This window comes from Nostoc sp. NMS9 (assembly GCF_017114995.1).
Taxonomy (GTDB): Bacteria; Cyanobacteriota; Cyanobacteriia; order Cyanobacteriales; family Nostocaceae; genus Nostoc.
Genome location: NZ_JABXKL010000030.1, coordinates 44,975 through 70,479 on the forward strand (window position 1 = coordinate 44,975; position 25,505 = coordinate 70,479).

General features: G+C 42.0%; 21 protein-coding genes. 10 read left to right on the forward strand and 11 right to left on the reverse strand.

The genetic code is table 11. From position 1 onward, the window contains the following. Positions 1 to 332 precede the first annotated feature (332 nt). Positions 333 to 1,658 carry a TIGR03279 family radical SAM protein gene (locus HWQ40_RS10470; protein WP_292777535.1) on the reverse strand — a complete coding sequence of 442 codons (1,326 nt, stop codon included), beginning with the start codon at positions 1,656 to 1,658 and terminating at the stop codon, positions 333 to 335. Positions 1,659 to 1,909: 251 nt separating this feature from the next. Then, on the reverse strand, positions 1,910 to 2,734 hold the full coding sequence (locus HWQ40_RS10475) for an undecaprenyl-diphosphate phosphatase (RefSeq protein ID WP_292777386.1): 825 nt from the start codon (positions 2,732 to 2,734) through the stop codon (positions 1,910 to 1,912). A 448-nt stretch (positions 2,735 to 3,182) separates the two neighbouring features. On the opposite strand from HWQ40_RS10475, the gene HWQ40_RS10480 reads away from it, so the two are divergent. From HWQ40_RS10480 to nadB, 3 genes are all read left to right on the forward strand, one after another. Beyond that, positions 3,183 to 3,962 (forward strand): DUF3120 domain-containing protein, encoded by a 780-nt coding sequence (locus HWQ40_RS10480; RefSeq protein ID WP_292777388.1) that lies wholly within the window; start codon positions 3,183 to 3,185, stop codon positions 3,960 to 3,962. Between the two features lie 579 nt (positions 3,963 to 4,541). Then, positions 4,542 to 4,970, forward strand: a complete 429-nt coding sequence (psbU, locus tag HWQ40_RS10485; RefSeq protein WP_292777390.1) for a photosystem II complex extrinsic protein PsbU — start codon at positions 4,542 to 4,544, stop codon at positions 4,968 to 4,970. Between the two features lie 149 nt (positions 4,971 to 5,119). After that, positions 5,120 to 6,796 (forward strand): L-aspartate oxidase, encoded by a 1,677-nt coding sequence (nadB, locus tag HWQ40_RS10490; RefSeq protein ID WP_292777393.1) that lies wholly within the window; start codon positions 5,120 to 5,122, stop codon positions 6,794 to 6,796. 240 nt (positions 6,797 to 7,036) lie between these two features. Here the strand turns inward: nadB and HWQ40_RS10495 are convergent, their stop codons facing one another. The 4 genes from HWQ40_RS10495 to btpA form a co-directional block, all read right to left on the reverse strand. Beyond that, positions 7,037 to 7,243 carry a hypothetical protein gene (locus tag HWQ40_RS10495; protein ID WP_292777396.1) on the reverse strand — a complete coding sequence of 69 codons (207 nt, stop codon included), beginning with the start codon at positions 7,241 to 7,243 and terminating at the stop codon, positions 7,037 to 7,039. Positions 7,244 to 8,016: 773 nt separating this feature from the next. Continuing rightward, on the reverse strand, positions 8,017 to 10,221 hold the full coding sequence (locus tag HWQ40_RS10500; RefSeq protein WP_292777400.1) for a CHASE2 domain-containing protein: 2,205 nt from the start codon (positions 10,219 to 10,221) through the stop codon (positions 8,017 to 8,019). Positions 10,222 to 10,994: 773 nt separating this feature from the next. Continuing rightward, positions 10,995 to 11,978, reverse strand: coding sequence for a vitamin K epoxide reductase family protein (locus tag HWQ40_RS10505; RefSeq protein WP_292777402.1), 984 nt, complete (start codon positions 11,976 to 11,978; stop codon positions 10,995 to 10,997). Between the two features lie 142 nt (positions 11,979 to 12,120). Then, on the reverse strand, positions 12,121 to 12,969 hold the full coding sequence (btpA, locus tag HWQ40_RS10510) for a photosystem I biogenesis protein BtpA (protein WP_292777404.1): 849 nt from the start codon (positions 12,967 to 12,969) through the stop codon (positions 12,121 to 12,123). Positions 12,970 to 13,724: 755 nt separating this feature from the next. Here btpA and rimO point away from each other — a divergent pair. The 3 genes from rimO (at position 13,725) to HWQ40_RS10525 (ending at position 17,629) form a co-directional block, all read left to right on the forward strand. After that, positions 13,725 to 15,044, forward strand: a complete 1,320-nt coding sequence (gene rimO / locus HWQ40_RS10515; RefSeq protein ID WP_292777406.1) for a 30S ribosomal protein S12 methylthiotransferase RimO — start codon at positions 13,725 to 13,727, stop codon at positions 15,042 to 15,044. 281 nt (positions 15,045 to 15,325) lie between these two features. After that, positions 15,326 to 16,855 carry a DEAD/DEAH box helicase gene (locus HWQ40_RS10520; protein WP_292777409.1) on the forward strand — a complete coding sequence of 510 codons (1,530 nt, stop codon included), beginning with the start codon at positions 15,326 to 15,328 and terminating at the stop codon, positions 16,853 to 16,855. A gap of 195 nt (positions 16,856 to 17,050) precedes the next feature. Next, a complete protein-coding gene (locus HWQ40_RS10525) occupies positions 17,051 to 17,629 on the forward strand; it encodes a Uma2 family endonuclease (protein ID WP_292777412.1) in 579 nt (192 codons plus the stop codon). A gap of 10 nt (positions 17,630 to 17,639) precedes the next feature. Here the strand turns inward: HWQ40_RS10525 and HWQ40_RS10530 are convergent, their stop codons facing one another. The 5 genes from HWQ40_RS10530 to HWQ40_RS10550 form a co-directional block, all read right to left on the reverse strand. After that, positions 17,640 to 18,587, reverse strand: a complete 948-nt coding sequence (locus HWQ40_RS10530) for an aldo/keto reductase (protein WP_292777415.1) — start codon at positions 18,585 to 18,587, stop codon at positions 17,640 to 17,642. Between the two features lie 227 nt (positions 18,588 to 18,814). Further along, a complete protein-coding gene (locus HWQ40_RS10535) occupies positions 18,815 to 19,039 on the reverse strand; it encodes a hypothetical protein (protein WP_292715583.1) in 225 nt (74 codons plus the stop codon). A 281-nt stretch (positions 19,040 to 19,320) separates the two neighbouring features. After that, positions 19,321 to 19,581 carry a hypothetical protein gene (locus HWQ40_RS10540; protein ID WP_292777418.1) on the reverse strand — a complete coding sequence of 87 codons (261 nt, stop codon included), beginning with the start codon at positions 19,579 to 19,581 and terminating at the stop codon, positions 19,321 to 19,323. Between the two features lie 348 nt (positions 19,582 to 19,929). Continuing rightward, on the reverse strand, positions 19,930 to 20,124 hold the full coding sequence (locus HWQ40_RS10545; protein ID WP_292777421.1) for a hypothetical protein: 195 nt from the start codon (positions 20,122 to 20,124) through the stop codon (positions 19,930 to 19,932). An 18-nt stretch (positions 20,125 to 20,142) separates the two neighbouring features. After that, positions 20,143 to 20,952, reverse strand: a complete 810-nt coding sequence (locus HWQ40_RS10550; protein ID WP_292777424.1) for an Rpn family recombination-promoting nuclease/putative transposase — start codon at positions 20,950 to 20,952, stop codon at positions 20,143 to 20,145. A gap of 350 nt (positions 20,953 to 21,302) precedes the next feature. Between HWQ40_RS10550 and HWQ40_RS10555 the strand changes: the two genes are divergently transcribed. From HWQ40_RS10555 to HWQ40_RS10570, 4 genes are all read left to right on the forward strand, one after another. After that, positions 21,303 to 22,736, forward strand: coding sequence for a BCD family MFS transporter (locus HWQ40_RS10555; protein ID WP_292777427.1), 1,434 nt, complete (start codon positions 21,303 to 21,305; stop codon positions 22,734 to 22,736). Positions 22,737 to 22,813: 77 nt separating this feature from the next. Then, on the forward strand, positions 22,814 to 23,620 hold the full coding sequence (locus HWQ40_RS10560) for an inositol monophosphatase family protein (protein ID WP_292777429.1): 807 nt from the start codon (positions 22,814 to 22,816) through the stop codon (positions 23,618 to 23,620). Between the two features lie 214 nt (positions 23,621 to 23,834). Further along, positions 23,835 to 24,407, forward strand: coding sequence for a hypothetical protein (locus tag HWQ40_RS10565; RefSeq protein ID WP_292777431.1), 573 nt, complete (start codon positions 23,835 to 23,837; stop codon positions 24,405 to 24,407). A gap of 95 nt (positions 24,408 to 24,502) precedes the next feature. Further along, positions 24,503 to 25,456 carry an alcohol dehydrogenase catalytic domain-containing protein gene (locus tag HWQ40_RS10570; protein WP_292777434.1) on the forward strand — a complete coding sequence of 318 codons (954 nt, stop codon included), beginning with the start codon at positions 24,503 to 24,505 and terminating at the stop codon, positions 25,454 to 25,456. Positions 25,457 to 25,505 lie beyond the last annotated feature (49 nt).

Genomic DNA, 25,505 nt, shown 5'->3' on the forward strand with positions numbered 1-25,505 from the left:
AAAATTTGATGTATAGAAGCAATTGGTCGCGTCTTGAAAGACCAATTTTCTACAGCAATAACCCTTAGCTGAATCGCATTGATATAAAAGTAAGCAAGATTTTTACATTTAATTAAAATTTATCAATTTTGGATGTTAAATCCAAATGTTTGGATGCAAACAGATTAGTTTGAGTTTAAAGGCTTAAAGTTATACTAATTCAAAAAATGTTTATGACAGATAACCACACCCCAAACCCTTTTCTTGATAATAATAGGGGTTGAGGGTGAGGTTTTGATATGTACTTCATGCACCTGGGAACTGCTATAAACTAAAGAGCTAACAAAAATAGCTTAAAGAATACAGGTATTGATTAAATCTTCAACTCCTCGTACTGGTAATATTTTTGTCTCCAATTTACAGGCTAATTCTTCAATACTCATATCATCTAAAAATACTAATTCACCATGTTTGAGCATTACATTTGGCAGTAAAATTCCGTCTCCTAAATCTTGCCCTTGTAAGTTCAATAGCAAATCATGACCCGTTAGTAATCCCGTGACAGTGATACTCTGTCCCCAATAATCACTACATAAAGCACGCATATTTACTTTTAATCCTTCAACAGAATTTAACCGTTTCAAGATAGGTTCAAAGGCGTTTTCTACTGCGTTGCCTACTACCCAAGTTAATTTTCTCTGAGGATAAACTTTTGGCGGTAGTAATTCTGTTGCAGCGGCTGCAAATTGCTTGATAAACAACTGAATTGAACCAACACCATTATCAATTTGGGGATACTCTTCATATTCAGATTCGCTTGGTAATTCCTCACCTGCAATCAAAAACCACTCATCAGCTAACCAAGCGACGCTAGAGGAAAACTTTTGGCGAAATTGTTGTGAAAGTATTCGCACTTGAGAAATCACTTCTTTCGCTTTTTCTCTGGTTACGGGTGTAAGTTCGTCTTCTGGAGGCCGAAACCTTGTCAATCCGACTGGCACAACTGCCACCGATGCCACCGTAGGCACTTCACCAGTATGAAAGGATGCTAAGTCTTTTAGGGTTTGCTCCAGGTGTTCGCCATCATTTATACCAGGACAAACAACTACTTGAGCATGAATTTGTAGCCGTCTTTTTTGAAACCACTTGAGTTGTTGTAAGATTTGTCCTGCACGGGGATTTTTCAGCAGTCTAATTCTAACTTCCGGCTCCGTGGCATGAACAGAAACATACAACGGAGACAAGCGCATTTGTTCAATCCGCTGCCATTCTCTTTCTGGCAAATTGGTCAGGGTAAGATAAGAGCCGTACAAAAAGCTTAGGCGGTAATCGTCGTCTTTAAAGTACAAGCTGGTGCGCTTACCTGGTGGCTGTTGGTCGATAAAGCAAAATGGACAGCGGTTATTGCACTGAATTAAGCCATCAAATAGGGCAGTTTCAAATTCTAGCCCCAAGTCTTGGTCGTAATCTTTTTCGATTTCCAAGCTATGAGTTTTACCAGCAGCGTCTAAAACTTCTAATTCCAAGACTTCATCAGCACACAAAAACTGATAATCAATTAAATCGCGGGGACGTGTACCATTGATTGCAACGATCGCATCCCCAGCTTCAAAACCAATCTCTGCGGCTATTGAGTCTGGAAGAACCTTGGTAATTCGGGCAGGATGAATGGTAGTCATGGGGAATGGGGCATTGGGCATTGGGCATTATAGCGTTTCTTAGTTGAGTCTAATACAGACTTAACCCCAGCCCCTTCCCTACTAGCGTTGGGGAGTAAAATTCAAAGCCTCTCTCTTTTTAGGAGAGGGTTTGGAGTGAGGTTAGATTGTATTGCATACAAACGAGCGTAGGCGTAGCCCGTCGTAGACATCGCTATAGTCATTTGCTTTGGACAAAGGACAAATGACTAACAACAAATGACTAATGACTATTATGCTTTCCAACCTGCTGCGATCGCTAGTAAGATCGCACTACCGAATGCTAATCTATACCATACAAAAATCAAAGTGTTTTTGGTTGCTAAGTATTTGATCAAAAATGCAATTGATAGGTAGGAAAAAATAAAGGTTGAAATAATTCCTACAATTAACAGTCCAAGAATGTTATCTGGCAACTGGTGGGCTTGAAACAACTTGAATATTTTCAGGCTTTTATATAGCGTCGCAATGGTAAGAGTTGGAAACCCTAACAAAAATGAGAATTTCGCTGCTGTAGCGCGTTCTAATCCTAAAAATAAGGCAGTCGTCAACGTCGATCCAGAACGAGAAACGCCCGGAATCAAAGCAAGTGTTTGTCCCAATCCGACCAAAATACCATCCCGAATCTGCAATGACTCAAAACCTCGTTTACGAGTGCCAATTTTTTCTGCCAAAGCTAGTATAAGTGCCATGATAATTGACATGATGCCAATAATTAATGCACTCTCAGGTAAAATATCTTTCAAAAGAAAGCCGAAAATTAAAGCGGGCAGTGTTCCGACTACAATACCGACAAGAATTTTCCATTCTTCGCGTTGCCAGTCTTTAGCTTTTAATGCTTCGATTCCACCTTTGGCAATACTATAAATCAGCGACCAAAAATACCCCACAATTGCGATAACGCTGCCAAATTGAATTGCATCAACAAAATCTTTAGAACCTAGTTCTTTCCAACCAAATAGCTTGGTAAAAATCAGAAGATGTGCAGTACTGCTGATTGGCAAAAACTCTGTAATACCTTGAACAATACCCAAAATAAAAGCTTGAATAAACTCCATCTGCAATTAATACCTTTTTCGTGTTTTAGACATTATTTGTAGGATGATGATGTTGTTTTATATACTCTCTATTGCACCTAATCTTGTAGAAAACTCAATTTTACCGATCGATAACATCATCGAAGACGCTGACTATGTTCTTACACCCACCTCAATAAGTCAACGGAATTTTGTCAATTCATCAAACTTTAATATTTAGCGGACTGATGCGATTTCACTTTTAACTGTTAAATTTTACCCCTCACCTCTCTGTAGTCCCCCATTTACAAGGAACTACATAGCAGTTCTGTACATAGTGCAACTTTAATGGATTCCTTTGGCAGAGAATGTTTTGTTTGGTTTGCACCAAGGCTCCTGAAAATTTCAGTATAATTACAATGCCCCAGGGGGGGATTTAAAAGTGTGATATCTTAAATAAGATAAAGTTTAGTAACAAATATTAAAAACTTTGGTTAATAATACACTGTCCTCCTACAGCGCTTCTACCCCTTCTATTGATATCGAATTGGATTTAGCTGATACTGGGCAGAAGGGTATCAGGCAATTGGAATCTACACTCTCCCTTTCTCCCTCTTTACCCTTATCTATTTCTGACCGACAAACTTGGTTAGTGTTTGCAGCGGCGGTGTTTTTGGTATCAGTGCCAGTATTTGTAGAAGCGCCAATAGTGCGATCGCTACCAAGTCTAAGTCTAGCCCTGACAGCATTTTGGGTGTGGCTAAGTTTTGCCTTAATGTCACGTCCTGCAACTTATGTCTGGGGGGATTTGCTCTTGGGGTTTAGCTGGAGTTGGTTAGCAGGAGCGATTTACTGGGGCTGGTTACGTTGGGAACCTTTATGGCATCTGCCAGTGGAGTTTATCGGTTTACCGTTTGCTTGTTGGTGTCTGGCGAAGAATTGGGGCAAGGTAGGTAACTGGTTTTATTTAGGTTCTTTACTCGGTACAGTTTTAACAGATGTATATTTTTATATAGTAGATTTGATGCCCTATTGGCGGCAAATCATGAGAGTAGATGCAGATGTAGTACCACAAATCTTACAAAATGCTCTCATGCAAGTACAAGCACCTTGGGGACAAACTTGGGCGATAATTCTCGCTGTAGTGCTATTAACAGTAGGAATTTCAGCTTTAGGTCGAAATCAAAGACACTGGTATGCCTTTGGTGGCGCAGTTTTAAGCACAATTTTGGTAGACAGCCTATTTTTGTTAGCTGCGATCACAGCGTGAAGAAGGCAGGAGACACTATATGTTGCAATGAGCGTGTAGGCTTCTCTTTCCAAAACTTTTCCCAGCCCAATCTACGACACATCAAAAATGATGTTGTAGATGATTAATTAGTTAAGAAATATTACATAAAATCCATCAGCATCAAGTCTTTTTTGGTAAGGTTTTCGATCTTAGAAATCGTGCAGTTTTGTGTCTGCTTGAGAGGTAGAATCAGCCACCCCGAAAAGATTTCGTCTAGCTGGGAATGCTGCTAGGATCGTCGATGCAACGCTATTGCAGCTATGGAGGCACTCTTTGCACGATGAAAATTTTTGCCAAAAGTATAGTCAAACCCAGTAACGGTAAATATTGTGGATATTAATACGCTGTATATTAGTTTCTGATGACTGCTGTGTTGACTGACTAAGCTATCAGGTTTTGTCCTTTGTCCTTTGTCCTTCGTCCTTGGCGCTCTCACGTAGAGGCATTAGCGGCTTCCCGCAGGGTATGACTAATGACTAATGACTAATGACTAATGACTAATAACTGTTGTTAGCTTAAAACTTTTATTTCTGTTTGATGGAAAGAGGTAGAAAAATCGTGAAAGGATTGGCGCGTTTATTAACAGTGTTTAGCTTGTTACTTAGTTGCTGGGGATGGTTGGAAACAACTCAGATAGCCCAAGCTGCTAGTTTCAACAGTTTTGCTTTTCCCCAAGTCCCAGTTCTGGCAATTGAGCGGCAGAATCGGGCAGACGCTAAACTAGGAACGGAATTTGGTAAAAAAATTGATTTGAATAATACCAACGTCCGAGCTTTTCAACAGTTTCCAGGGCTTTATCCCACCCTGGCTAAGAAAATCATCACCAATGCTCCCTACAAAAATGTAGAGGATGTATTGGATCTTCCAGGATTGAGCGATCGCCAAAAAGAAACCCTGCAAGCCAACCTCGAGAAATTCACCGTGACAGAACTAGAGCCTGCCTTCAATGAAGGAGACGATCGCTTTAACAACGGTATCTACAGATAACTGAATTGCAGTTAATGTAGCAAATAGCAGCCCACTCCTGATTCTAGGGAGTGGGAGATGATATGACTTAGGAGTTAGGAGTTTTGAGTTAAAAATTCAAAACTCCTAACTCCTAACTTCTAACTCCTCACTTCCCCCTACCCATTACCTTGTCTCAGATAGATATTCCCAGCCAATTTGATGTCTTAGTAGTCGGCGCTGGTGCTGCTGGACTATACACAGCGCTGTGTCTGCCAGAATCCTTGCGAGTCGGCTTGATTACCAAAGAAACCGTTGCTTTATCCGCCAGCGATTGGGCACAAGGTGGCATTGCCGCAGCGATCGCCCCAGAAGATTCTCCAACACTGCACATTGAAGATACGATCCAGGCGGGTGCAGGTTTATGCGATCGCACCGCTGTCGAATTTCTCGCCCAACATGCCCCTAGCTGTATTCAATCCCTAGTTAACTTGGGGGTCGCTTTTGATCGTCATGGTCAAGCCTTAGCTTTAACTTTGGAAGCCGCCCATTCTCGCCGCCGTGTTCTCCATGCTGCTGACACTACAGGGAGGGAAGTTACTACTACCCTCACCGCTCAAGTATTACGTCGCCAGAATATTCAAGTCATTCAGCAAGCTTTGGCTTTGAGTTTGTGGATTGAACCCGAAACTGGTTGCTGTCAGGGAATTAGCCTGTTTTATCAAGGTAAAATCACCTGGATAAGAGCTGGTGCTGTGGTACTAGCAACCGGTGGCGGTGGTCAGGTATTTGCCCAAACCACTAACCCGGCTGTGAGTACAGGTGATGGGGTAGCGATCGCAGCTCGGGCTGGGGCTATCCTCCGCGATTTAGAATTTGTCCAATTTCACCCCACCGCCCTGACTAAACCTGGTGCCGATCGCTTTCTGATCAGCGAAGCTGTACGCGGCGAGGGAGCACATCTTATCGATAATGAAGGGCGGCGTTTTGCCTTTGACTACCACCCTGCGGGTGAACTTGCACCTAGAGATGTAGTCAGTAGAGCAATTTTCAGCCATTTACAACGTACCGCCCTTGATTTGGCTACTGCCCATGTGTGGTTGGATATGCGCCCTATCCCCGCTGACAAGATTCGTCATCGCTTTCCCAATATCATCAAAGTTTGTCAGCATTGGGGGGTTGATGTCTTCCACGAACCAATTCCTGTAGCGCCAGCTGCCCATTACTGGATGGGTGGAATTGTTGCGGATCTGATGAATCACACAAATATACCTGGTTTGTACGCAGTGGGTGAAACCGCTAGTACCGGTGTGCATGGGGCCAATCGCCTTGCCAGTAATTCCCTGTTGGAATGTATTGTGTTTGGGGCCCAGATGGCTAAAATTAAGTTAGAAAATATTGGGTTGCCCTCAGAAACACCAGTGCTACCATTACGGAAATTTAATGCTGATGCTAGTGAGTGGCACATCCAACAAGCACAGCTAGAAGCACTCAGGGAGAAGTTACCGCGTCTAGTGTGGGAAAGTGCTGGTATTTGTCGGGAGCAATCAAGGCTGGAAAGTGCGATCGCTACTATTGAATCTTGGCAGCAAGATTTCGCTGCCTTGCCTTTAAGTCAATTCTTGCTTGCTTTACGTCCAGTAGAACCCGCTAGTTTTGACCTACCAGATGTTGAACGGCAATTGGGACTTTGGGCAGAAACCCGCAATTTATTAGATGTAGCTGATTTAATTCTCAAAAGTGCTGCTTTTAGAACCGAAAGCCGAGGCGGACACTTCCGTTTAGATTATCCTCAACCAGACTCAAATTGGCAAGTCCACACACTTATACAAACAAATCATTGGTGGAAATCTCCACTATTGTCTTGAATAAACTACCTTAAAGAGCCTGACGGTTTTCGCAACCCTAAGCACAACATCTTGCAATGAGCCGCCAAGTAAAAGATGTGGTGTACAAGACGGTAGCTAATACCAATTCGCAATTCGCAATTGAGAAATTTAGATGCAGCAAGGCTTTTCCGGCTTACATCTGTTGCCTTATTTTAGAGAATTGGTATAACTCATTGCGCTGCTCTACCACAATCTAAAATCTAAAATTCAAAATTGCCATCAGCGGGTGCCGCTACCATTATGACTGTCGGGACCACCATAATTTGGTGGAATGTATATGTCTTGTAAATTTTGAGAATTGACCTTGCGGGCGATTAAGGTGTTACTGCTAGTAGGGCCAAAAGAATTAGCACTTGCAGTACTGAATATACCTGTGCAAGCGGCAATTTTTGGGATCAGTATATAAGCACCTATGCAGAATATCATAAACTTTGTGATTCGGAAATCAGTCTTCATATCTTTCAGTAAATTTACTATTTTTTTATTCCAAAACGTATTTTTTATTTACTACCGTATATTTACTGTGCTTCTTGAAAAAAGTATTTTAACTTTATGGAATTATTGCTGGTAGGGGACAAATCATTGTGGTATTTGCTTGTCGATTAACCTTAATCTGCCGATATTAAATAGTCTTTATACTTAAGTGGTAATCTTAATAAGCGCTTTTTACATCAGTCTCAGGTTAGATATGTCAATGATTTACTGCAAGTATTTTGCCTAATTCACGATTTATTAATAATATCTTAACACTCTTAAGTATAAACACTATGTTTACTGACTCAGGAGTTCAGAAAAACATGAAATAATACTTATGTGATTGTATACTTTAGATTTAATGAGTAAAGATCTGTAAAGATAAAACAACATATTTTTCGTATTAAAAGGATTTTTAAACCTATCAAACAGCGTAATAAGCGAATAAATATAAGTATAATTTCATGTGTACTAAAATTTACAAATAAAATTTATTTTCCTAATTATCTTTGATGACTAATTGCTTTCTGACATCAGTAATGAGGTTTAGTCTTCAAGCCAAAAAACCTTACTAGGTCTACATTTTGGCTAAAAGTTTACCTTGCAGGATATACGCTATATTTTTTCAAGACAGTGCCTTAGACGTATCTCCAGTCTAAATTCCTAATTTAAAGGTAAAAATTGTAACTAAAATGGAAAAATCTGGAGACTTGACTCTTGACTAATTAAGCAAACTCGTAGCGATTTTTACCCAGGCGCTTGGCACGGTACATTGCTGTATCAGCTTGTTTGATCAAAGTTTCACTATCTTGACTGTTGTATGGGTAAACACTAATGCCAATACTGGCAGAGACTTGGATTGTATAGCCATCCAAAACAATTGGCTTGGTAATACTGCTTAAAATTTTTTCGGCGACTTTAGCAGCTATTTGGACATTAGGTATTGCCCGTAAAATCACAGTAAATTCATCGCCACCCAAACGAGAAACTGTATCACTAGCGCGTAAAGAGTTGCTGAGTCTTCCAGCAATAGTCATTAGCAAGCGATCGCCCGTCTCGTGTCCCAAAGTATCATTGACTTGCTTAAAGCCATCTAGATCAATAAACAGCAGTCCCAGTAACAAGTTATTGTCTTCTGCCCAATGTAAAGACTCGTAAAGTTGTTCGGCAAAAAATTTGCGATTGGATAAACCGGTGAGGGGGTCGTGATATGCTAAATAACGCAAGTGGTCTTCTTTAAGTTTTAATTCATTGTTAGAGCGGAATAGTTCAGCAGCAGTACGCTTTAGCTGTTCTTCCATCAACTTGCGCTGAGTAATATCCCGGATGACACCAACTAAAAAGAAATTACCAGCCGAGTCTTTGTGAAGCGATCGCTTAGTGGCAATTTGATGAGTCTGACCAGCGGCATTTGTAAATTCTTCTTCATGTTCTTGGGGTTGCTGAGTCCGAAAAACAAGATCGTCCTGTTGTCGAAACACATCAGCTTCATGTTTTGGGAAAAAGTCATAGTCTGACTTTTCAATTAAAAACTTATTTGGATAACCAATAAATCGACAATATGCCTCATTTAAAACAATCCACTGATGTTGTTGATTTTTCACAAAAATTGGATCGGGGATCGTGTTGATAACGTGATGCAAAAATTCTTTGGAACGTTTCCACTCTTCCTGCATGTGAGCAATATGACTAGTCATCCAAATAGCTGAAGTGCCAAAGCAAACCAGTGAGGGAATGAGTGGTATCCACCAACCGTACAAGAAAGCAAGGTATGCACTCACGGTCAATACAAAGCAAGAAACTAGGATACAGAAGAGACTCCTAGTTGCGTGTCGTATCCGCCATATCGTCACGGCTCCCAGATAAGACCAGACAAAAACCCACAAGTATTCCACCAAGTCAGGCCAAACTTTGAGTAATGGTCTTCCATCAAGAGCAGCTGAAATTAACTCACTAATAAAATAAGCTTGCAATTGAATACCAGGTACAGGCTTTGCCGTACTCATTACACTGCTGGAGTAGGGAATAAATACAAAATCTTGGAGGCTGGGTGCAGTGGAGCCAATAAGTATAATCCGATCTTTAATTAAGTTTTCTTTGACTTTATCTGCCAGTACATCTCTCATCGATACCTGGCTAAAACTATAAAATTCTCCACATGAACTTTGACATTTAGGTTTGGGAAAATTGGACAAAATTTGGTAGCCTCTATCATCAGCTCCCACATAAGCACCATCATTAGCCTCAAAACGAGTAAATGCTGCCTTACCTAATTGCAAATACTCATGGTTGCTTTTTGCTTGGGTGGGAGTAATTCCCTTTGAATTTAAATACAATAGAGCCAATTTCAGGGCAAAACTTTCGTGTAGTTCACTTTTAACGTGCCAATACAACAAACTACGACGTACTTTACCATCAAGATCGTACAGCACGTTATTAAAGCCCACTTGATCCTGATTTAGTCCCAATGGAGGCGAAACACTAACGTTTTTGTTTTTGACATTTGCCAGTAGCTGAATACCAATCAAATTGGGCATTAACTTATAAGCATTACGAAGTTCTTGATTACCAGATCCTACTGGCAAATCTCGGTAGATATCTAAGCCAATAGCACGAGGTTTGTGGACGTTCAATTTTTGTAACAACTCGGCAATCCTCGCATCTGGAATCGGCCACGAACCTACTTCCTTTAAATCGGCTTCATCAATCCCTACGATGGTAATACGCTCTTCTGGCGGTTCATTTGGACGTAAGCGAAAAAATTGATCCAAAGCTGCCAACTCCAAAGATTGCAATAATCCAATGGAGTGCAAAAGCAGGACGCAGACTGCAACGCTGGCCGCAGTAATCAATTCTTTGTGTCCTCGACTAAGCGATTGTTTCAGTCCAAAGATTAACTTCACAAAACGCTTGCCTAGCTGCTGATTCATTCCCATTACCTAGTAGGCAGAAATATTCTCTATTTCTTATAGCTATTAACTATCGGACTAAGATAGCTCAAGTAAGAGCTAAATAGAGTTTCTAAAAATTTTTTCAACTCAGCAAGGTTTTTCAAGACATCGTGCTATTTGTGATGTATTACCATATATTCAGGCCAATTATCTGACTAAAGGGCAACTGGGACTCTTGTGGCTATCAGCACAGATTAATAAATATTGTTGAAAGTGAGTTCAGTAAATTTAACTCTCAAAGCCTTCTCTGGTAGAGCTTACTCAATTAAACTCACGTTTACGATCAATTAGGTATTTTACTGAAGATTACGTTAACTTCCAACAGACACACCTCTCGGTTCGAGCCTGACATGATTACATCCCAAGGTGGCTCTCAAGTGTGATAAAAAGAAATTAAAATATACATTGGTTTAAAGTAAATATATTTAGCTAATTCTCTTGAGCTTATACCAATTCTGTATGAAGATGCGCTAAACCATGTTTAATGATGAGAAAGAAAAACGAACCGCATTCGCGCAGCGTCTCGTAAGAGTTGGACACAAAGAAAGAAGAAGTTAAAAGGGTTTGGCGCAGCCTCACAAAGAAATGGTATTAAGTATTTGCAGATAAAAGCCGCAGGAAAATTGCTAATTGGGCATTAGATAAGACCTATTATCTGTTACCAAAAACAAAAAAGCCAACTGGAAACAGATTTTACTGTATTCATCCAGTTGACTATGGGGTGTGAACTACTGAAGGTCAGTGTAGATACTTTACTTAAAATACTTGAAGTTACGAGGCCCTGTGTAACCAGAAACTTTTGCTAGTTCCTCTAAGTTTTGGACTCCGCTATAGCTTTTCCCATTAACGATCCAAGTGGGGAAACCTTCAATTTTTGCGGCTTTACACAGTTCTGGTTGAGCTTTGAGTCCATCGGGGGCGCACTCTATCTTAATACCATTATTGATTATTTCCTCAGCTTCTTTACCAAAAAGCAGTTTTTGTTCATGACAGTGAGGGCACCAGTAAGCGCTGTATTCCTTTGCACCTACCTTTGCCAGATGGCGTGCTAAGGCTATTTCTGCCTCACCAGAAGTAGTGGTAACTTCCCAACCGAACGCTGGGTTGGGGTTTTCCTTGGGAGTAAAGGTAATTTTTGTGGGTTGTCCAGGAGTTCCAGGTATAGCATCTGATTGATTTACGCCAGCATAGACGCCTAAAGTACCAATCAGCGTTACCATCCCGACAATCAAGGCGGTAAAGAAAATTTGTCCAATATCCTCCCACGTCCGACCGATAATCGTTAGTACTAAAAGACTCACAGAGAACAAAGCTGAACCGATACAGTAAGGACAGATAGCTTTGATTTGAGATGTCAGCACATACATTAAGTAGCCGCTAAAGACAGACATAGCGATCGCACCTACCAGCAGCAACCACCACGTCCAATTTTCCAATTGTTTGCGGTTATTGTTTTCACCTGAGTTGAATACCAAGGGAGCCAAAGCCAATATCACCATACTGGTGTATGCCAAAAACCCAAACAAAGCTAATGGCTGACCAAAAACCGTTGCCCAAGGACTGGAAAGCACATCATTACAGCCCTTAGCACCAGCCTGTGCCACACAAGCGGCACTGCCTCCGGTTAACTTTTCTATAGTGAGATAACCTGTTATCAGGGCACCACATCCAGCGATCACGGCAATCAATGGACGTGACCATTTATGAATCCAAGGAGTAGAACGGCGGCGAATCATAAACTGTTATTGGTTAATGAGGATTGGGCATTGGGCATTGGGGATTGGGCATTAGTTATTGCTCCCCATTGGAGATTGCGGACTGATAATTGGGTATTGAGTATTATTTATTTCTTCCTATGCCCTATTCCCCATGCCCCAGTTAAGAATGTAACTTCACTTGTTCTGCTGATTTGCTTTCACCTTTGGAGTTCCAATTTCGACGGGCGACTTCCACAAATTGACTGACGCGAATTGGGTCAATTGGTTGCTCTATGCGTCCATGACGTTTCAGGGAACTGGAAACTATTACACCATCTGCTGCTTGCATCAATGTATCAATATTTTCCCAATTAGCTCCACTCCCGATGAACACTGGCGTGCCATTTGCTGCGCCACAAGCTAGTTCCAAATCTTCTAAGTTAGGAGGACTACCAGTAGCCCAACCAGATAAAATCACTCCGTCTGCTAAACCCCTTTCAATGGTGTCTTTCACGGCGACTGTGAGATTTGGAGAACTCAAAGGACGGGCGTGTTTCACCAACACATCGGCCAGGATTTTAACATCACAGCCCAACTCCCGTCGATAGCGGAGTAGTTGATGGGCTTCTCCCTCAATTAATCCTTGGTCGGTTGCCATCACCCCTGTGAGGACGTTGACGCGGATAAATTGCGCCTGTACACAGCTAGCGATCGCTATTGCACTTTTGGCATCGTTTCGCAATACATTTAAACCTATGGGCAAAGTCACCAAATTCTGTATCCGCTGCACCAAAATGGTCATGGCACTCACAACCACTGGATCGACTTGGTTTTTGGTAAACGGCGCGTCGAAAAAATTCTCGACAATCAGACCGTCAACCCCTCCACTTGCCAAGGCTGCGGCTTCTTGTTCGGCACGGTCAATCACCGCTTTTAGGCTACCTCCCCAACGGGGTGAGGTAGGCAGTGGTAGCAGGTGAACCACGCCAATAATTGGTGAGCGAGTTTTAAATATCTGATATAAGTCCACGTCTTTAATCCGCCTCGCGGAGTCCAGAGTCCAGAATTTTTTGACTATTGAACGCCAGCTCAACACCACTCCCCTGAAGGTCGGGAACCTCTATATAAGGGTGGCTCTTCAACGGGGGAAACCCCGCACGTGACTGGCTCCTTTTGACCCTTGACTCTTGACTTTTCATTAACTAGTCAAATGTGTTTTATGATAGTCGGTTTATTGCCTCTTTCCTCAGATGGAAATTGGCGTCAAACCTCCCATAAGATATGTTAAGATAAAACCTGGCTACAAGAGGAGTTTGCCACTCACTAGACGCAAGGCAGCTTTCCGTGGTTTAGGCGTCTTGTCCGCGCATTGTCGTAGGACTTGCCAATCGCCAGGGTAGCATTACTGCTTTATAGGCGTAGTCGCTTTCGTCGATTTCCCTGAGGGTAGCGACTTCTCACAACAAGCCCTTTGGGCGGCTTCCCGATGGGTAGGTTAACAACGCATACGCTGTGGTAATGTAAAATACCAATAGGCGAATTGTTAAAAAACATTACAAGTGTCAAATGTACCCAAAGACACTTCAATTTACCCTGGGGAACAGATTGATAAAAATATCATAACATGACCTCTATTTTTATTATTGATAGGGTCATAATTCTACGGACAGTTGCTGACAGTGAAAATCTGCCATCGTACTGTTATTAGAAGGATAGTGATCGGAAAAAAGCGAAATTAGCACCAAAATGTTGACTACAAGAAAAAAATGAAGATATTTTCAAAATATGGGTGACAAGCCAACGATTGCCATTTCTCACCTGGGCTGCGAGAAAAATCGAATTGATACAGAACACATGCTGGGAATGCTCGTAGAAGCAGGCTACGGTGTAGATACAAATGAAGAATTAGCAGATTACGTTATTGTTAATACTTGTAGTTTTATTGAAGCGGCCCGGCAAGAATCTGTCAGAACTTTAGTAGAACTGGCAGAGGCAAATAAAAAGATCGTAATCACTGGCTGTATGGCGCAACACTTCCAAGAACAACTTTTGGAGGAGTTGCCTGAAGCAGTAGCCGTTGTGGGTACAGGCGATTATCACAAAATTGTAAATGTAATTGAGCGTGTAGAACAAGGCGAGCGGGTCAAACAGGTTAGTATAAAGCCAACCTACATTGCCGACGAAACTACACCGCGCTATCGCACTACAACGGAGGGCGTTGCTTACCTGCGGGTTGCGGAAGGATGTGATTATCGTTGTGCATTTTGTATAATTCCTCATCTTCGAGGGAACCAGCGATCGCGTACTATTGAATCTATAGTCGCCGAAGCCGAGCAGTTAGTTAGTCAAGGGGTGAAGGAAATTATTTTAATTTCCCAAATCACCACTAATTACGGTCTAGATATTTACGGTCAGCCAAAATTAGCCGAATTACTTCGCGCCTTGGGGAAAGTAGATATACCGTGGATCAGAATGCACTACGCTTATCCCACGGGACTGACCCCAGATGTGATCGCGGCCATCCAAGAAACACCCAACGTCCTGCCTTATCTGGATTTGCCCTTGCAGCATTCTCATCCAGATATTCTCCGCGCCATGAACCGCCCTTGGCAAGGGCGCGTAAATGATGGGATTATAGATCGCATCAAAACGGCGCTACCAACAGCCGTATTGCGGACAACATTTATTGTTGGTTTCCCAGGAGAAACAAGCGAGCATTTTGAGCATCTACTAGAGTTCGTCGAGCGGCATGAATTTGACCATGTTGGTGTCTTCACCTTTTCCTCTGAGGAAGGAACTCCAGCTTATAAGTTGCCAAATCAGTTGCCCCAGTTGGTGATGGACGATCGCCGATACCAACTGATGGAACTCCAGCAACCGATTTCTCAAAAGAAAAATCAGCAGGAAGTAGGCAAAATAGTCGATGTCCTGATTGAGCAAGAAAATCCTGAAAGTGGTGAATTAATCGGTCGTTCAGGTAGATTTTCCCCAGAGGTTGATGGTCTGGTGTATGTCAAAGGCCAGGCAAAGTTAGGAACCATCGTGCCAATAGCGATTCACCACGCTGATACATACGACCTCTATGGTCAAGTAGTCAATAACTAAATTGTCCTTTGTCTTTTGTCCTTTGTCTTTTGTTAAATGACCCTTACAGATTCACCCTTATCCCAAGATCAACGCTGCATTAATGGCAGTTTTCATGAGGGTTTACCTGAAATTCGGGGACTCACTCGTGGGCATAGCTTCTCCAAGATTTGAGGCTTTGCTATCGCCCTTGGCTGACTAACTAGCCAATAACTAATGACTAATGACTAATGACTAATGACTAATAACTAATGACTAAATGACTAATCCAAAAATCCTTACATAAAATTTAGGACGAATTAATGACTCTTTCATTTCAAGAATTAGGCATTTCCCAAGAACGTGTCGAACAACTAGAAAAAATTGGTTTTACCGAACCAACCAACATTCAAGTGCAAGCAATTCCCCAATTGCTAGCTGGTCGTGATGTGGTAGGTCAATCTCAAACTGGAACAGGCAAAACGGCAGCATTTTCACTGCCAATTTTAGAACGGCTAGATATTAATCAGAAAGCCGTGCAAGCCATAGTTTTAACACCAACTCGTGAATTAGCGATGCAAGTTCACGATGCGATCGCCCAATTCATCGGTAATGAAGGATTGCGGGTGTTAGCAATCTACGGTGGTCAATCAATTGACCGTCAAATGTTACAACTCAAACGTGGCGTTCACATGGTCGTGGGTACTCCCGGACGGGTGATCGATTTGCTTGATCGCGGCTGTTTAAAGCTCGATCAAGTCAAGTGGTTTGTATTGGATGAAGCTGATGAAATGTTGAGCATGGGCTTTATCGACGATGTGATCAAAATCCTCTCGCAAGCGCCCGTAGAACGCCAAACAGCTTTATTCTCGGCAACAATGCCACCATCGATTCGGATGTTGGTGAATAAGTTCTTGCGATCGCCTGCAACTGTCACCGTTGAGCAACCAAAAGCTGCTCCTAACAAGATTAATCAGGTAGCTTACCTGATCCCTCGCCACTGGACAAAAGCCAAAGCCTTACAGCCAATTCTGGAAATGGAAGATCCAGAAACAGCTTTAATCTTCGTCCGCACCAGACGCACAGCCGCAGAACTCACCAGTCAGTTGCAAGGGGCTGGTCACAGTGTCGATGAATACCATGGTGACTTGTCGCAACAAGCGCGGGAACGCTTATTAGTCAGATTCCGTAACCGTCAAGTTCGCTGGGTGGTAGCAACTGATATTGCAGCACGAGGGTTAGATGTCGATCAACTCTCCCATGTGATCAACTACGACTTACCCGATAGCGTAGAAACCTACGTCCACCGTATTGGTCGTACTGGTCGTGCTGGTAAAGAAGGAACAGCAATTTCTTTAGTTCAACCATTTGAGCGGCGCAAGCAGCAAACATTTGAACGTCATAACCGTCAAAGTTGGCAAGTGCTGACAATTCCCACACGCGCCCAGATTGAAGCAAAACACATTCTGAAATTGCAAGAACTGGTGCGAGAAGCTTTGACAGGTGAGCGTTTGGCTTCATTCTTGCCAATTGTCAGCGAACTGATTGAAGAATACGATGCTCAAGCGATCGCCGCAGCTGCACTACAAATCGCTTACGATCAAACTCGTCCCGCTTGGTTGAGTTCAGACGTGGAAATTCCCCAAGAAGAATCTTCTGCTCCCAAACCAAGACTCGGCAAACGTCGTGAATCTTCCAGCGATCGCCCCCGTTCTGCATGGAAATCAGATAGCAGCAATGGTGAAGAAAGACATTCTTCTCCCAAGCCAAAACTGCGGACAAGTGGGCAGGATTCTTCTGTATCTCCTAGTAAAAAGATAGGTTCACCTACAGCTAGAGAATCAGCTTCTTAGTCAACAGTTAGAAGTTAATCAATTTTGGATTTTAGATTTTTAGATTTTTTCTGCAATCCAAAATCCAAATATAAAATTGAGAGTTGAGAGTTAAGAGTCAAGATTTTGGCTTTAGCTCTTGACTTTTTGGCTTTTTTGGTAACTTTTTCTACATTTTGTAGGAAGATAAATTAAAGATGCATTCTTCGTGGTCTTATGTTCACTATTCCAGACTTAGAGCAACTACAAGCAGAGCATCCAGAATGGCAGATGGAGCTAGTAGACGGAAATATACTTGTTATGGGCCCATCAGATTATGAGTCAGAAGAAATAGGTATAGAGTTTGCACGGCAGATGGGCAACTGGGTACGCCCACAGAGACTAGGACGGGTAACGGGTTCTAGCGCTGGTTTTATTTTGCCTACATTAGAAACTGAAAACGGGAAAGAAGCTGATAACGAAAAACGAAATCTCCGCGCTCCTGATGTATCTTTTGTTCGTGCTGATAGACTTAAAATAAGCAAACGCGACTTTGTGGAACTAGTGCCTGACTTGATGGTAGAGATAAAATCTAAGTCAGACCGCATCAAACCATTGGTAGAAAAGATTCAGCTATTCCTACAACTTGGATGTACAGTTGGTATCCTAATTGATCCTGACAAATTGACGCTCACCGTTTATCGACTCAACCAAGAACCAATAGTTTTGCAAGACAACGACAAACTGACACTACCAGATTTACTTCCAGGTTGGGAGCTAGTAGTGTCAGAAATTTGGCCTCCTGTATTTGAGTAGTTCAAAACTACTATAGCCAAGGACGACTAACTAGTTCTAACTCTCCAATTTCATCGTCGCTCAATCTCCAGTCTAAAGCACCAGCATTCTGCCGTACTTGTTCGGCTGTCTTCACCCCAGCAATAGGAATAACATTCCCTTGAGCAATTAACCAGTTAAGAGCAACTTGAGCAGGAGTGCGATCGTATTTTTCCCCGAAGTTGCGTAGCAAAGATATGACTGGCGCAATTTTTTGCAGGCCTTCTTTTTTAAATCGTGGGTCTATTTTCCTCGCACCAGTGGGGGTTTCAGCACTATCAATACTGTACTTCCCTGTAAGTAATCCTTGTGCTAAAGGACTATAAGCCAAGATAGTCACACCTAACTCACGCGCAGTTGCGATAATACCTTTGCTTTCAACTTGACGACTGAGTAAAGAATAACGTACTTGGTTCACAGCCAAAGGCACTCCACGCTCCGCCAATATTTGATGCGCGTCTCGCATTTGCTCTGCTGAGTAATTACTCACACCCACTGTAGAAATTCTGCCCCGCTTCACTTCATCCGCTAGGGTATTCATCAAAGTTTCTTGACTTAAAAAGAAGGCAAAAGGCCAATGCACTTGATACAGGGCGATTCGCTCAAGTTGTAACCGTTTGAGGCTGGCTGTTAAAGCATCACAGACGGATTGAGCTGTAAATCGCCACGGTAGGGGGCCAAATTTTGTGGCGATTTGCACAGGTTGTTGTGTCTGTTGCAGAAATTGCCCTAAAAATTTCTCGCTCTTTCCCATTCCGTAGACTTCGGCAGTATCAAAGAAAGTAATACCAGCTTCTAAGGCTGCGGTAAAGGCTTCTTGTAACTGTTCTGGGCCGTAGCGATCGCCATAATTCCAAAATAGTTTATCACCCCAAGCCCAAGTGCCTATGCACAAAGGCGTAACAACTGGGCCATTTTGCCCCAATGTGATGTTTTCCACGGTTGCAAAATTTAATTTATTTACATTTCTTTACTTTTATAGTGTATCGTTACAGTGCGATCGCCACCACTTGGACGCAACTCTTGTTGTGCGACACCGAATAGCCCGTCGTAGACATCACGGCTTGCATAAAGATTTACAAATTACACCTGACAATATCTCTATTCTCATAATTAAGGGAGGCTAATAACCTCCCTTTAATAATAGTTGAGTGTATTTACTTGTATTTAAGAATTAGATGATTTATCCTGCTTGGCTTTTTTGATTAATTCCATGTAGACATTAATCTCACTAATTTCTACATCATGCTCAACCCTGGTTACTTTCCATCTTTCCTTTTTTAGGTAAACTTCCTCTCCTACTCTGGGAGTAAATTGGAGATCATAGAACTTTTTTAGAAAATCTTTTTGATTTTCTTCCCATAATATTACTTTGACTGGTTCTTTAGTCATTGCTTATGCCTTTTTTGTTACTAGATGAAGGTAAGTAGTTGGATGACATACACACGGCAATTTTATCTTACTAATTCAATGAAATAGCGTAGTTAAAACCACATTTTTACATTGATATTTTTATGTGTCTTGATTGCGTCCGATAAAGTTACAGCACAATAAATACCATAACTCTAGTCAGCATTACTATTGGGTTTACTTTAAAATCTTTGTTGTGATAAGTCTTTGTTCAAGCTTTTTGACTTTTATAGTGTATTGTCATTGTCCGCTTCATCGCCTTATTAGCTCTGTCTGTACAATTCAGATACATATTGCTTACGATCAAATTTGAATGGGCCTAGATTATATTGCCAGTCACGATGAAATTGACCAAAATCAGCCCACTCAATAGTTGATTTATTAAGTGTGATGTGAACCTGTATAAACCAGCACTCAATCACCCCACAGGTACAACCTAAAACAATTGCTTTGCCAGCTTGTAAATTATTTGATAAAAGCTGTGTTGACAAGTCTTTTAGCTGCCTCTCAAGGGTATTATCCATATTTGGGAGTTTCTGATACCGTTGGCGAATTTCGGGAATACCTAACTTAATAGATTGGTAGTTGTAAGTTTAGATTAGATTCAAAGATTTTCCCATCTGTTAGCCACACCTTTACTTCGCAAGAAAGATGCGAATAAGAGGGTCTAAAAACTTTTGATATGGCTGGAGTGTGCCAAGCATTGATAAGAAATACCGTGCTAAAATTTGTTACTTTAGTCATTTTTCAAGCTTTTTTACCATTTGCTGCTTTGAGGCGATCGCTCTGGAAACCATAAAAGGACAATTGAGGATTCTTATCAAGCTCTCCTCATTTTGCAAAAATATGACAAAACACATAGAATGGACATTCTATGTGTTTTGCTGTGCGGCAAACTGGACAGTTTCTATATCAACATTGAGATGTTGAGCAATCTGTTCCATACTCATCCCTGTTTTTAGTAACAGAGACACGGTAAGTTTCAACATTTCAGTTTTCCGTTCTTCTCGACCCTCGGCTTTCGCTTCCTGATAAACTCTTGTTTGCTCTAAAGTCAATCCCAGCATAGCTTCAACTTCCTCTTTCTATGTGCTTGACTGTGCTGCAATCTGGACAGCTTCTATATCAACATTGAGGTGTTGGGCAATTTGCTCCACACTCATTCCTGTTTTTAGTAACAGAGGTACGGTAAGTTTCAACATTTCAGCTTCCCGTTCTTCTCGACCTTCTTCTCGACCCTCGGCTTTCGCTTCCTGATAAACTCTTGTTTGCTCCAAAGTCAGTCCTAGCATAGCTTCAACTTCCTCTCTACTCAGGGTCGAAAACTTATAAACGGCGATTGTGGTGATGATGTCTAGTATTTCTTTTTTCGGCAGTGTGTCCGTTTCCTCTAATTTTACCCGCTCAATCAATAGACGAGCTTGCTCTACCATCAATTCATCCGATGCTAGAGTCAACTGCATCAAGTTGATGCCTATTGGCTGCTGACTAGTCGCGCCTAACTCATCTAAATAGATTCGCTGCACTTGGTCGCTGTTGAGAAATATTCGATGAGTTTTTTGATCCCTTGGTTCCAAAGAGCGTGATGAAAAAATTACCACACAGAACCAGTCATCGTACTGAGAACGATTCCGGTTCAGGTACATCAGCGACTCGGTAAAGAACCGATGGTAAAGGGCTTCATCTTTTTGGAATTGAACTTCAGCAAAAAAGCTCGCTTTGGATATTGCATCCTCTGGAGGTAAAAACACACCATCGAGGCGAAAAGCGGTTTCTTTAACTTCAACTGACTCAAATCGATAGTTTTGCCCTTGTAGAGGAGGATTATCAACCAGTTCAAAGAGTAACCTAGGAAAGCGCTTAAAAATTTGATAGTAAATTGAGTCTCGTTTCACTACTTCATCCTAAAATTCTCTCGTTATGTGATCGCAGATTTTAAAGATTAATCCTAGCTTGGCTGAAGCATACGCTAATCAAGGTGTTAACTGTGCTAAGTCGGGAGATTAATGGATTTCCAAGAAATAAATTATTTAATAAAACTAACCACAGAGGCGCAGAGGGCACGGAGAAATGAAGAAGAGGGAGGATTGTTGTTTGAGATTTTTGGATGTTTTTAATTTGGAAGTCCCTAAGTAGGGTGTGATCGCAACTTCAACTTTTCGTTCGCTGATTTTGGAGCGGGTAGGGTTTATCTTTATTTAAAGAGAGAGAGATTAAATCCTATAAATCATCCGAAAAAGTATCTATGGCAAGCGGTGAAGTATTTGATACCGAAACAAAATCCCTATCTGTGCCAAGGGTAAACCTGCTGACCATGTTCCGGCTGGGTTTATTTCAGATGGGGTTGAGCATGATGTCAATTTTGACTCTAGGCGTACTCAACAGAGTCATGATTCAAGAAATAGCAATTCCGGCGACGCTGGTATCAGTAGTTCTAGCACTGCCTTTATTTGTTGCTCCTTCTCGTGTCTGGTTCGGACAGATTTCCGATGCCAAGCCGTTATGGGGATACCACCGTACAGCTTATGTTTGGGTGGGTGCGGCAATATTTGCGATCGCAGCCTTTTTAGCGATACAAGTAATATGGCAGCTTAATATTGCTGGAAATAGTTCAGGTACTTGGGTATGGACAACCCAAACAATCGGCTGGACAGCACTTTTGGCTTTAGTTTTTGCTATATACGGTCTAGGAATTTGTGCTAGTAGTACTGCCTTTGCTGCTTTGTTGGTGGATATATCTGAAGAAGATAACCGTTCCAAAGTAGTCGGTGTGGTTTGGTCGATGCTAATGGTGGGAATTATTGTTGGGGCGATTATTAGTACCATATTACTAAAGCCATTAACACTAGGCGCTTCCATAGCAACCTTGCAGCCAGCAATCAACAGATTGTTTTTTATCGTCCCAGCAATTGTATTTGGTTTAGCGATCGCAGCAACATTCGGTGTAGAAAAAAAGTACTCTCAATACTTAAGCCGTTCCACAGTGGTAAATCGGGAAGACAGCATTACTCTAGGCAATGCTTGGAAAATCTTGACAGCTAGCCCACAAACAGGTATATTTTTTACCTTTTTACTGGTGATGACTATCAGTTTATTTATGCAAGACCCGATTTTGGAACCTTATGCGGGTCAAGTGTTTAAAATGCCCCTAGCGGAAAGCACCAAATTAAATATTTTTTATGGAACGGGTTTACTGATTGCCTATGGCGTTACGGGCTTTTACATTGTCCCGCGTTTGGGTAAGCGCAGAACTGCACGTCTAGGCTGTATGTTGGTAGCATTGTGTACAATATTGCTGGGTATATCAGGATTCACAGCTAATGCAGCAGTTCTCAAACTAGGTTTGTTCTTTTTTGGTTTAGCCGCAGGTTTCCTAACTACAGCAGCAATTAGCTTGATGTTGGATCTTACTGCGGCAGAAGCCGCAGGTACATTTATTGGGGCATGGGGGTTAGCGCAGTCCCTTTCTAGAGGTGTGGCGGTAGTAATCGGAGGTACAGTTTTGGATATTGGACGCAAGTTTTTACCAAGCCTAGAGTTAGCTTATGGACTGGTATTCGTTCTAGAAGCCGTGGGAATGGTGCTATCGATTTGGTTTCTGAATCGTGTGAACGTCACAGAATTTCAAACAAATACAAAGCTTGCGATCGCTTCAGTTTTGGAAAGCGATTTAGATTAAACTATATAGGGCATTGGGCATTGGGCATTGGGCATTGGGCATGGGGCATGGGGCAAATGACAAATGACAAATAACCAATGAATGATTTTTGGACAACAATTCTTGATTTTGCCCAAACTACCACTACCAGAGTGGGCAAGCAACTAATGCAAGATTTTGGGCAAGTACAGGCTTCTCAAAAAGCTGATGGTAGTTTGGTGACGCAAGCAGATAAATGGGCAGATCAGGAAATTCGGGATGCGATCGTTTCTAATTTCTCTGGTTACGGCATTTTGAGTGAAGAGAGCGATCAGTCATTTCCCGGTACCGAGTGGTGCTGGGTAATTGACCCTCTAGACGGTACAACCAACTTTACACGCGGCATTCCCATCTGGACAATATCTCTGGGTTTACTGTATCGAGGTACACCCATTTTTGGTTATGTTTACGCACCAACCTTGAATCAAGCTTTTCATGGTTTCTGGGCAGGTTCATCTGGTTTAGCAACGCCAACAGGAGCATTTCTCAACCACCACCCCATCCACACCAGTATTGATAGTCCTAGCAATAATCACTTTTTTAACCTCTGTTCTCGTAGCACCGCAGTTATCCAAAACGGCTTTCCCTGCAAAATTCGGATGTTGGGTGTGGCCAGCTATAACTTTTTGACAGTTGCCACTGGGGCTACTCTAGGTGGTATTGAGGCGACACCAAAAGTTTGGGACTTAGCGGGGGCTTGGGTAATTGTCCAAGCTGCTGGTGGGGTCTGGGTATCGCTTAAGTCAGAGCCGTTTCCGTTGTCACCCGGAGAAGATTATAGCGATCGCTCTTTTCCGACCCTTGTAGTTAGTCGTCCCGAATTAGTTTCGGTATTTCAACCTTTTCTCGAAGGCATAAAAATTTAATTTGCAGGCTTTACTTTAAAACAGTGATTTTGTCAATCACCCTATCGGAGTATTGCATACCCGACATTAAACTTAACAAAACCCTAGTCAAACAAAGAATTGAGTATAAATAAAGCTGGTAAGATTCCTGATTTAAGCGCAAGACCAGTGTAGTTATTAATTTAAGTAGTGTTGTGGCTTTCATCACACTGGTTAATTTAGTATAAAAAATTTTATGTTGTCTAATCTAGATCTAATTCGAGAGTTTGTACAAAACTCTATTCATAAAAAAGACGTTTTGTTGTCAAATCCTGTTTTGACAGCGCAAACAGTGTATAAAATCAACCAACTGATAGCAAAATCTGAAGGCGTAATTGCCACTGCTCAACTATCTAATACCCTATCTGAATTCTTGATTTCTCCAAAATCAACCCAGTGGGAATTGATAAATCAGGCATTAGCAGAATATAGTTATATCCTCAAAGGAGAAGTAGATAGTCGGGGTTTCTATCAGTATCAATACTGCGAAGTTCCCAAAGGCTATCAGATGCACTGTACTAAATGTGTCATTCTATGGCGAGCCTGGTGGAAATATTGTAAGTATAATTCAAGACCAGGGATTCCGTTGGAACTTCTGATTAGAACACGAGATTCATGGTATCCAATTAGAGATTTAATTATCAGTGACGGACTTCTCTATATCAAAACCTTGGGAAGTGAGATTGCACTTGGCTCAGAAGACTTAGTTACTTGGTTAAGCAAAGTTGATGTAACCAAAATTAAAGAAATACCTTCTACAGAGACATAGGTGTGGGTATGGGGTTACGGATATATGCCCCTATATTTGTAAACATTTTTCAAAGTGGTATTGACAACATAATTAGGTAAAGGACGTGAAGAGAAATGAAAGGACTTTGGCTCGAAAATAACCAGTTGCAATTACGCACAGATATTCCCGTTCCTGAACCGCCACAGGGAGAAGCCTTGGTACGCGTCTTGCGTGCAGGTATCTGTAACACTGACCTGGAACTACTCAGAGGCTACTATCCCTACACTGGTATTTTGGGCCATGAATTTGTCGGCATTGTCGAACAAGGGCCAGAACACTTAGTTAACCAACGTGTAGTTGGAGAAATCAACGCTGTGTGTGGGTATTGTCGGTTTTGTCGTAGTGGACAACCAACTCACTGCGAAAATCGTACAGTTCTGGGTATTGTCAACCGCAACGGAGCCTTTAGTGAATATCTCTGTTTGCCGGTGGAGAACCTGCATCCCGTACCTAATAATGTGCCGACAGAAGTAGCAACATTTACTGAACCTTTAGCAGCAGCTTTGGAAATTCAGCAGCAAGTGCCATTGCATCCAAACGATCGGGTGCTAGTGGTTGGAGATGGCAAACTAGGGCAGTTAGTAGCTCAGACACTAGCTCTAACTGGCTGCGAACTCTTAGCTGTGGGGCGTCATCGAGACAAACTGGCTAACTTAGAAGCGCGGGGGATAAAAACGAGTCTAGCCGACGCAGTTACAGATGGATATTTCGATATCTCAGTAGAATGCACTGGCAACCCAGAAGGATTTGCGATCGCCCGCCGCGCCCTACGTCCCCGTGGTACTCTTGTACTGAAAAGTACTTATGCTGGCAACCTCAGCCTAGATGCTTCTTCTTTAGTAGTGGATGAAATCACCCTCATCGGCTCCCGTTGTGGCCCCTTTGCTCCAGCCCTCCAGTTACTAGCCACAGGAAAAGTTGACGTACAACCCCTGATTCATGCCACATACCCTCTGATTGAAGGGCTTGCGGCTTTTGAACACGCTCAGAGTCGGGGTGTTTTAAAGATATTATTGGAGATTAGTTAATAGTCATTTGTCATTTGTCATTTATCATTGGGCATGGGTTATTCCTCTT

What these genes read in the sequence shown, in the direction of transcription:
- HWQ40_RS10470 (WP_292777535.1), bottom strand. Translation starts at nt 1,658, where the DNA reads ATGACTACCATTCATCCTGCCCGAATTACCAAGGTTCTTCCAGACTCA.
- HWQ40_RS10475 (WP_292777386.1), bottom strand. Translation starts at nt 2,734, where the DNA reads ATGGAGTTTATTCAAGCTTTTATTTTGGGTATTGTTCAAGGTATTACA.
- HWQ40_RS10495 (WP_292777396.1), bottom strand. Translation starts at nt 7,243, where the DNA reads ATGATATTCTGCATAGGTGCTTATATACTGATCCCAAAAATTGCCGCT.
- HWQ40_RS10500 (WP_292777400.1), bottom strand. Translation starts at nt 10,221, where the DNA reads ATGAATCAGCAGCTAGGCAAGCGTTTTGTGAAGTTAATCTTTGGACTG.
- HWQ40_RS10505 (WP_292777402.1), bottom strand. Translation starts at nt 11,978, where the DNA reads ATGATTCGCCGCCGTTCTACTCCTTGGATTCATAAATGGTCACGTCCA.
- rimO (WP_292777406.1), top strand. Translation starts at nt 13,725, where the DNA reads ATGGGTGACAAGCCAACGATTGCCATTTCTCACCTGGGCTGCGAGAAA.
- HWQ40_RS10520 (WP_292777409.1), top strand. Translation starts at nt 15,326, where the DNA reads ATGACTCTTTCATTTCAAGAATTAGGCATTTCCCAAGAACGTGTCGAA.
- HWQ40_RS10525 (WP_292777412.1), top strand. Translation starts at nt 17,051, where the DNA reads ATGTTCACTATTCCAGACTTAGAGCAACTACAAGCAGAGCATCCAGAA.
- HWQ40_RS10535 (WP_292715583.1), bottom strand. Translation starts at nt 19,039, where the DNA reads ATGACTAAAGAACCAGTCAAAGTAATATTATGGGAAGAAAATCAAAAA.
- HWQ40_RS10540 (WP_292777418.1), bottom strand. Translation starts at nt 19,581, where the DNA reads ATGGATAATACCCTTGAGAGGCAGCTAAAAGACTTGTCAACACAGCTT.
- HWQ40_RS10545 (WP_292777421.1), bottom strand. Translation starts at nt 20,124, where the DNA reads ATGCTGGGATTGACTTTAGAGCAAACAAGAGTTTATCAGGAAGCGAAA.
- HWQ40_RS10555 (WP_292777427.1), top strand. Translation starts at nt 21,303, where the DNA reads ATGGCAAGCGGTGAAGTATTTGATACCGAAACAAAATCCCTATCTGTG.
- HWQ40_RS10560 (WP_292777429.1), top strand. Translation starts at nt 22,814, where the DNA reads ATGAATGATTTTTGGACAACAATTCTTGATTTTGCCCAAACTACCACT.
- HWQ40_RS10565 (WP_292777431.1), top strand. Translation starts at nt 23,835, where the DNA reads ATGTTGTCTAATCTAGATCTAATTCGAGAGTTTGTACAAAACTCTATT.
- HWQ40_RS10570 (WP_292777434.1), top strand. Translation starts at nt 24,503, where the DNA reads ATGAAAGGACTTTGGCTCGAAAATAACCAGTTGCAATTACGCACAGAT.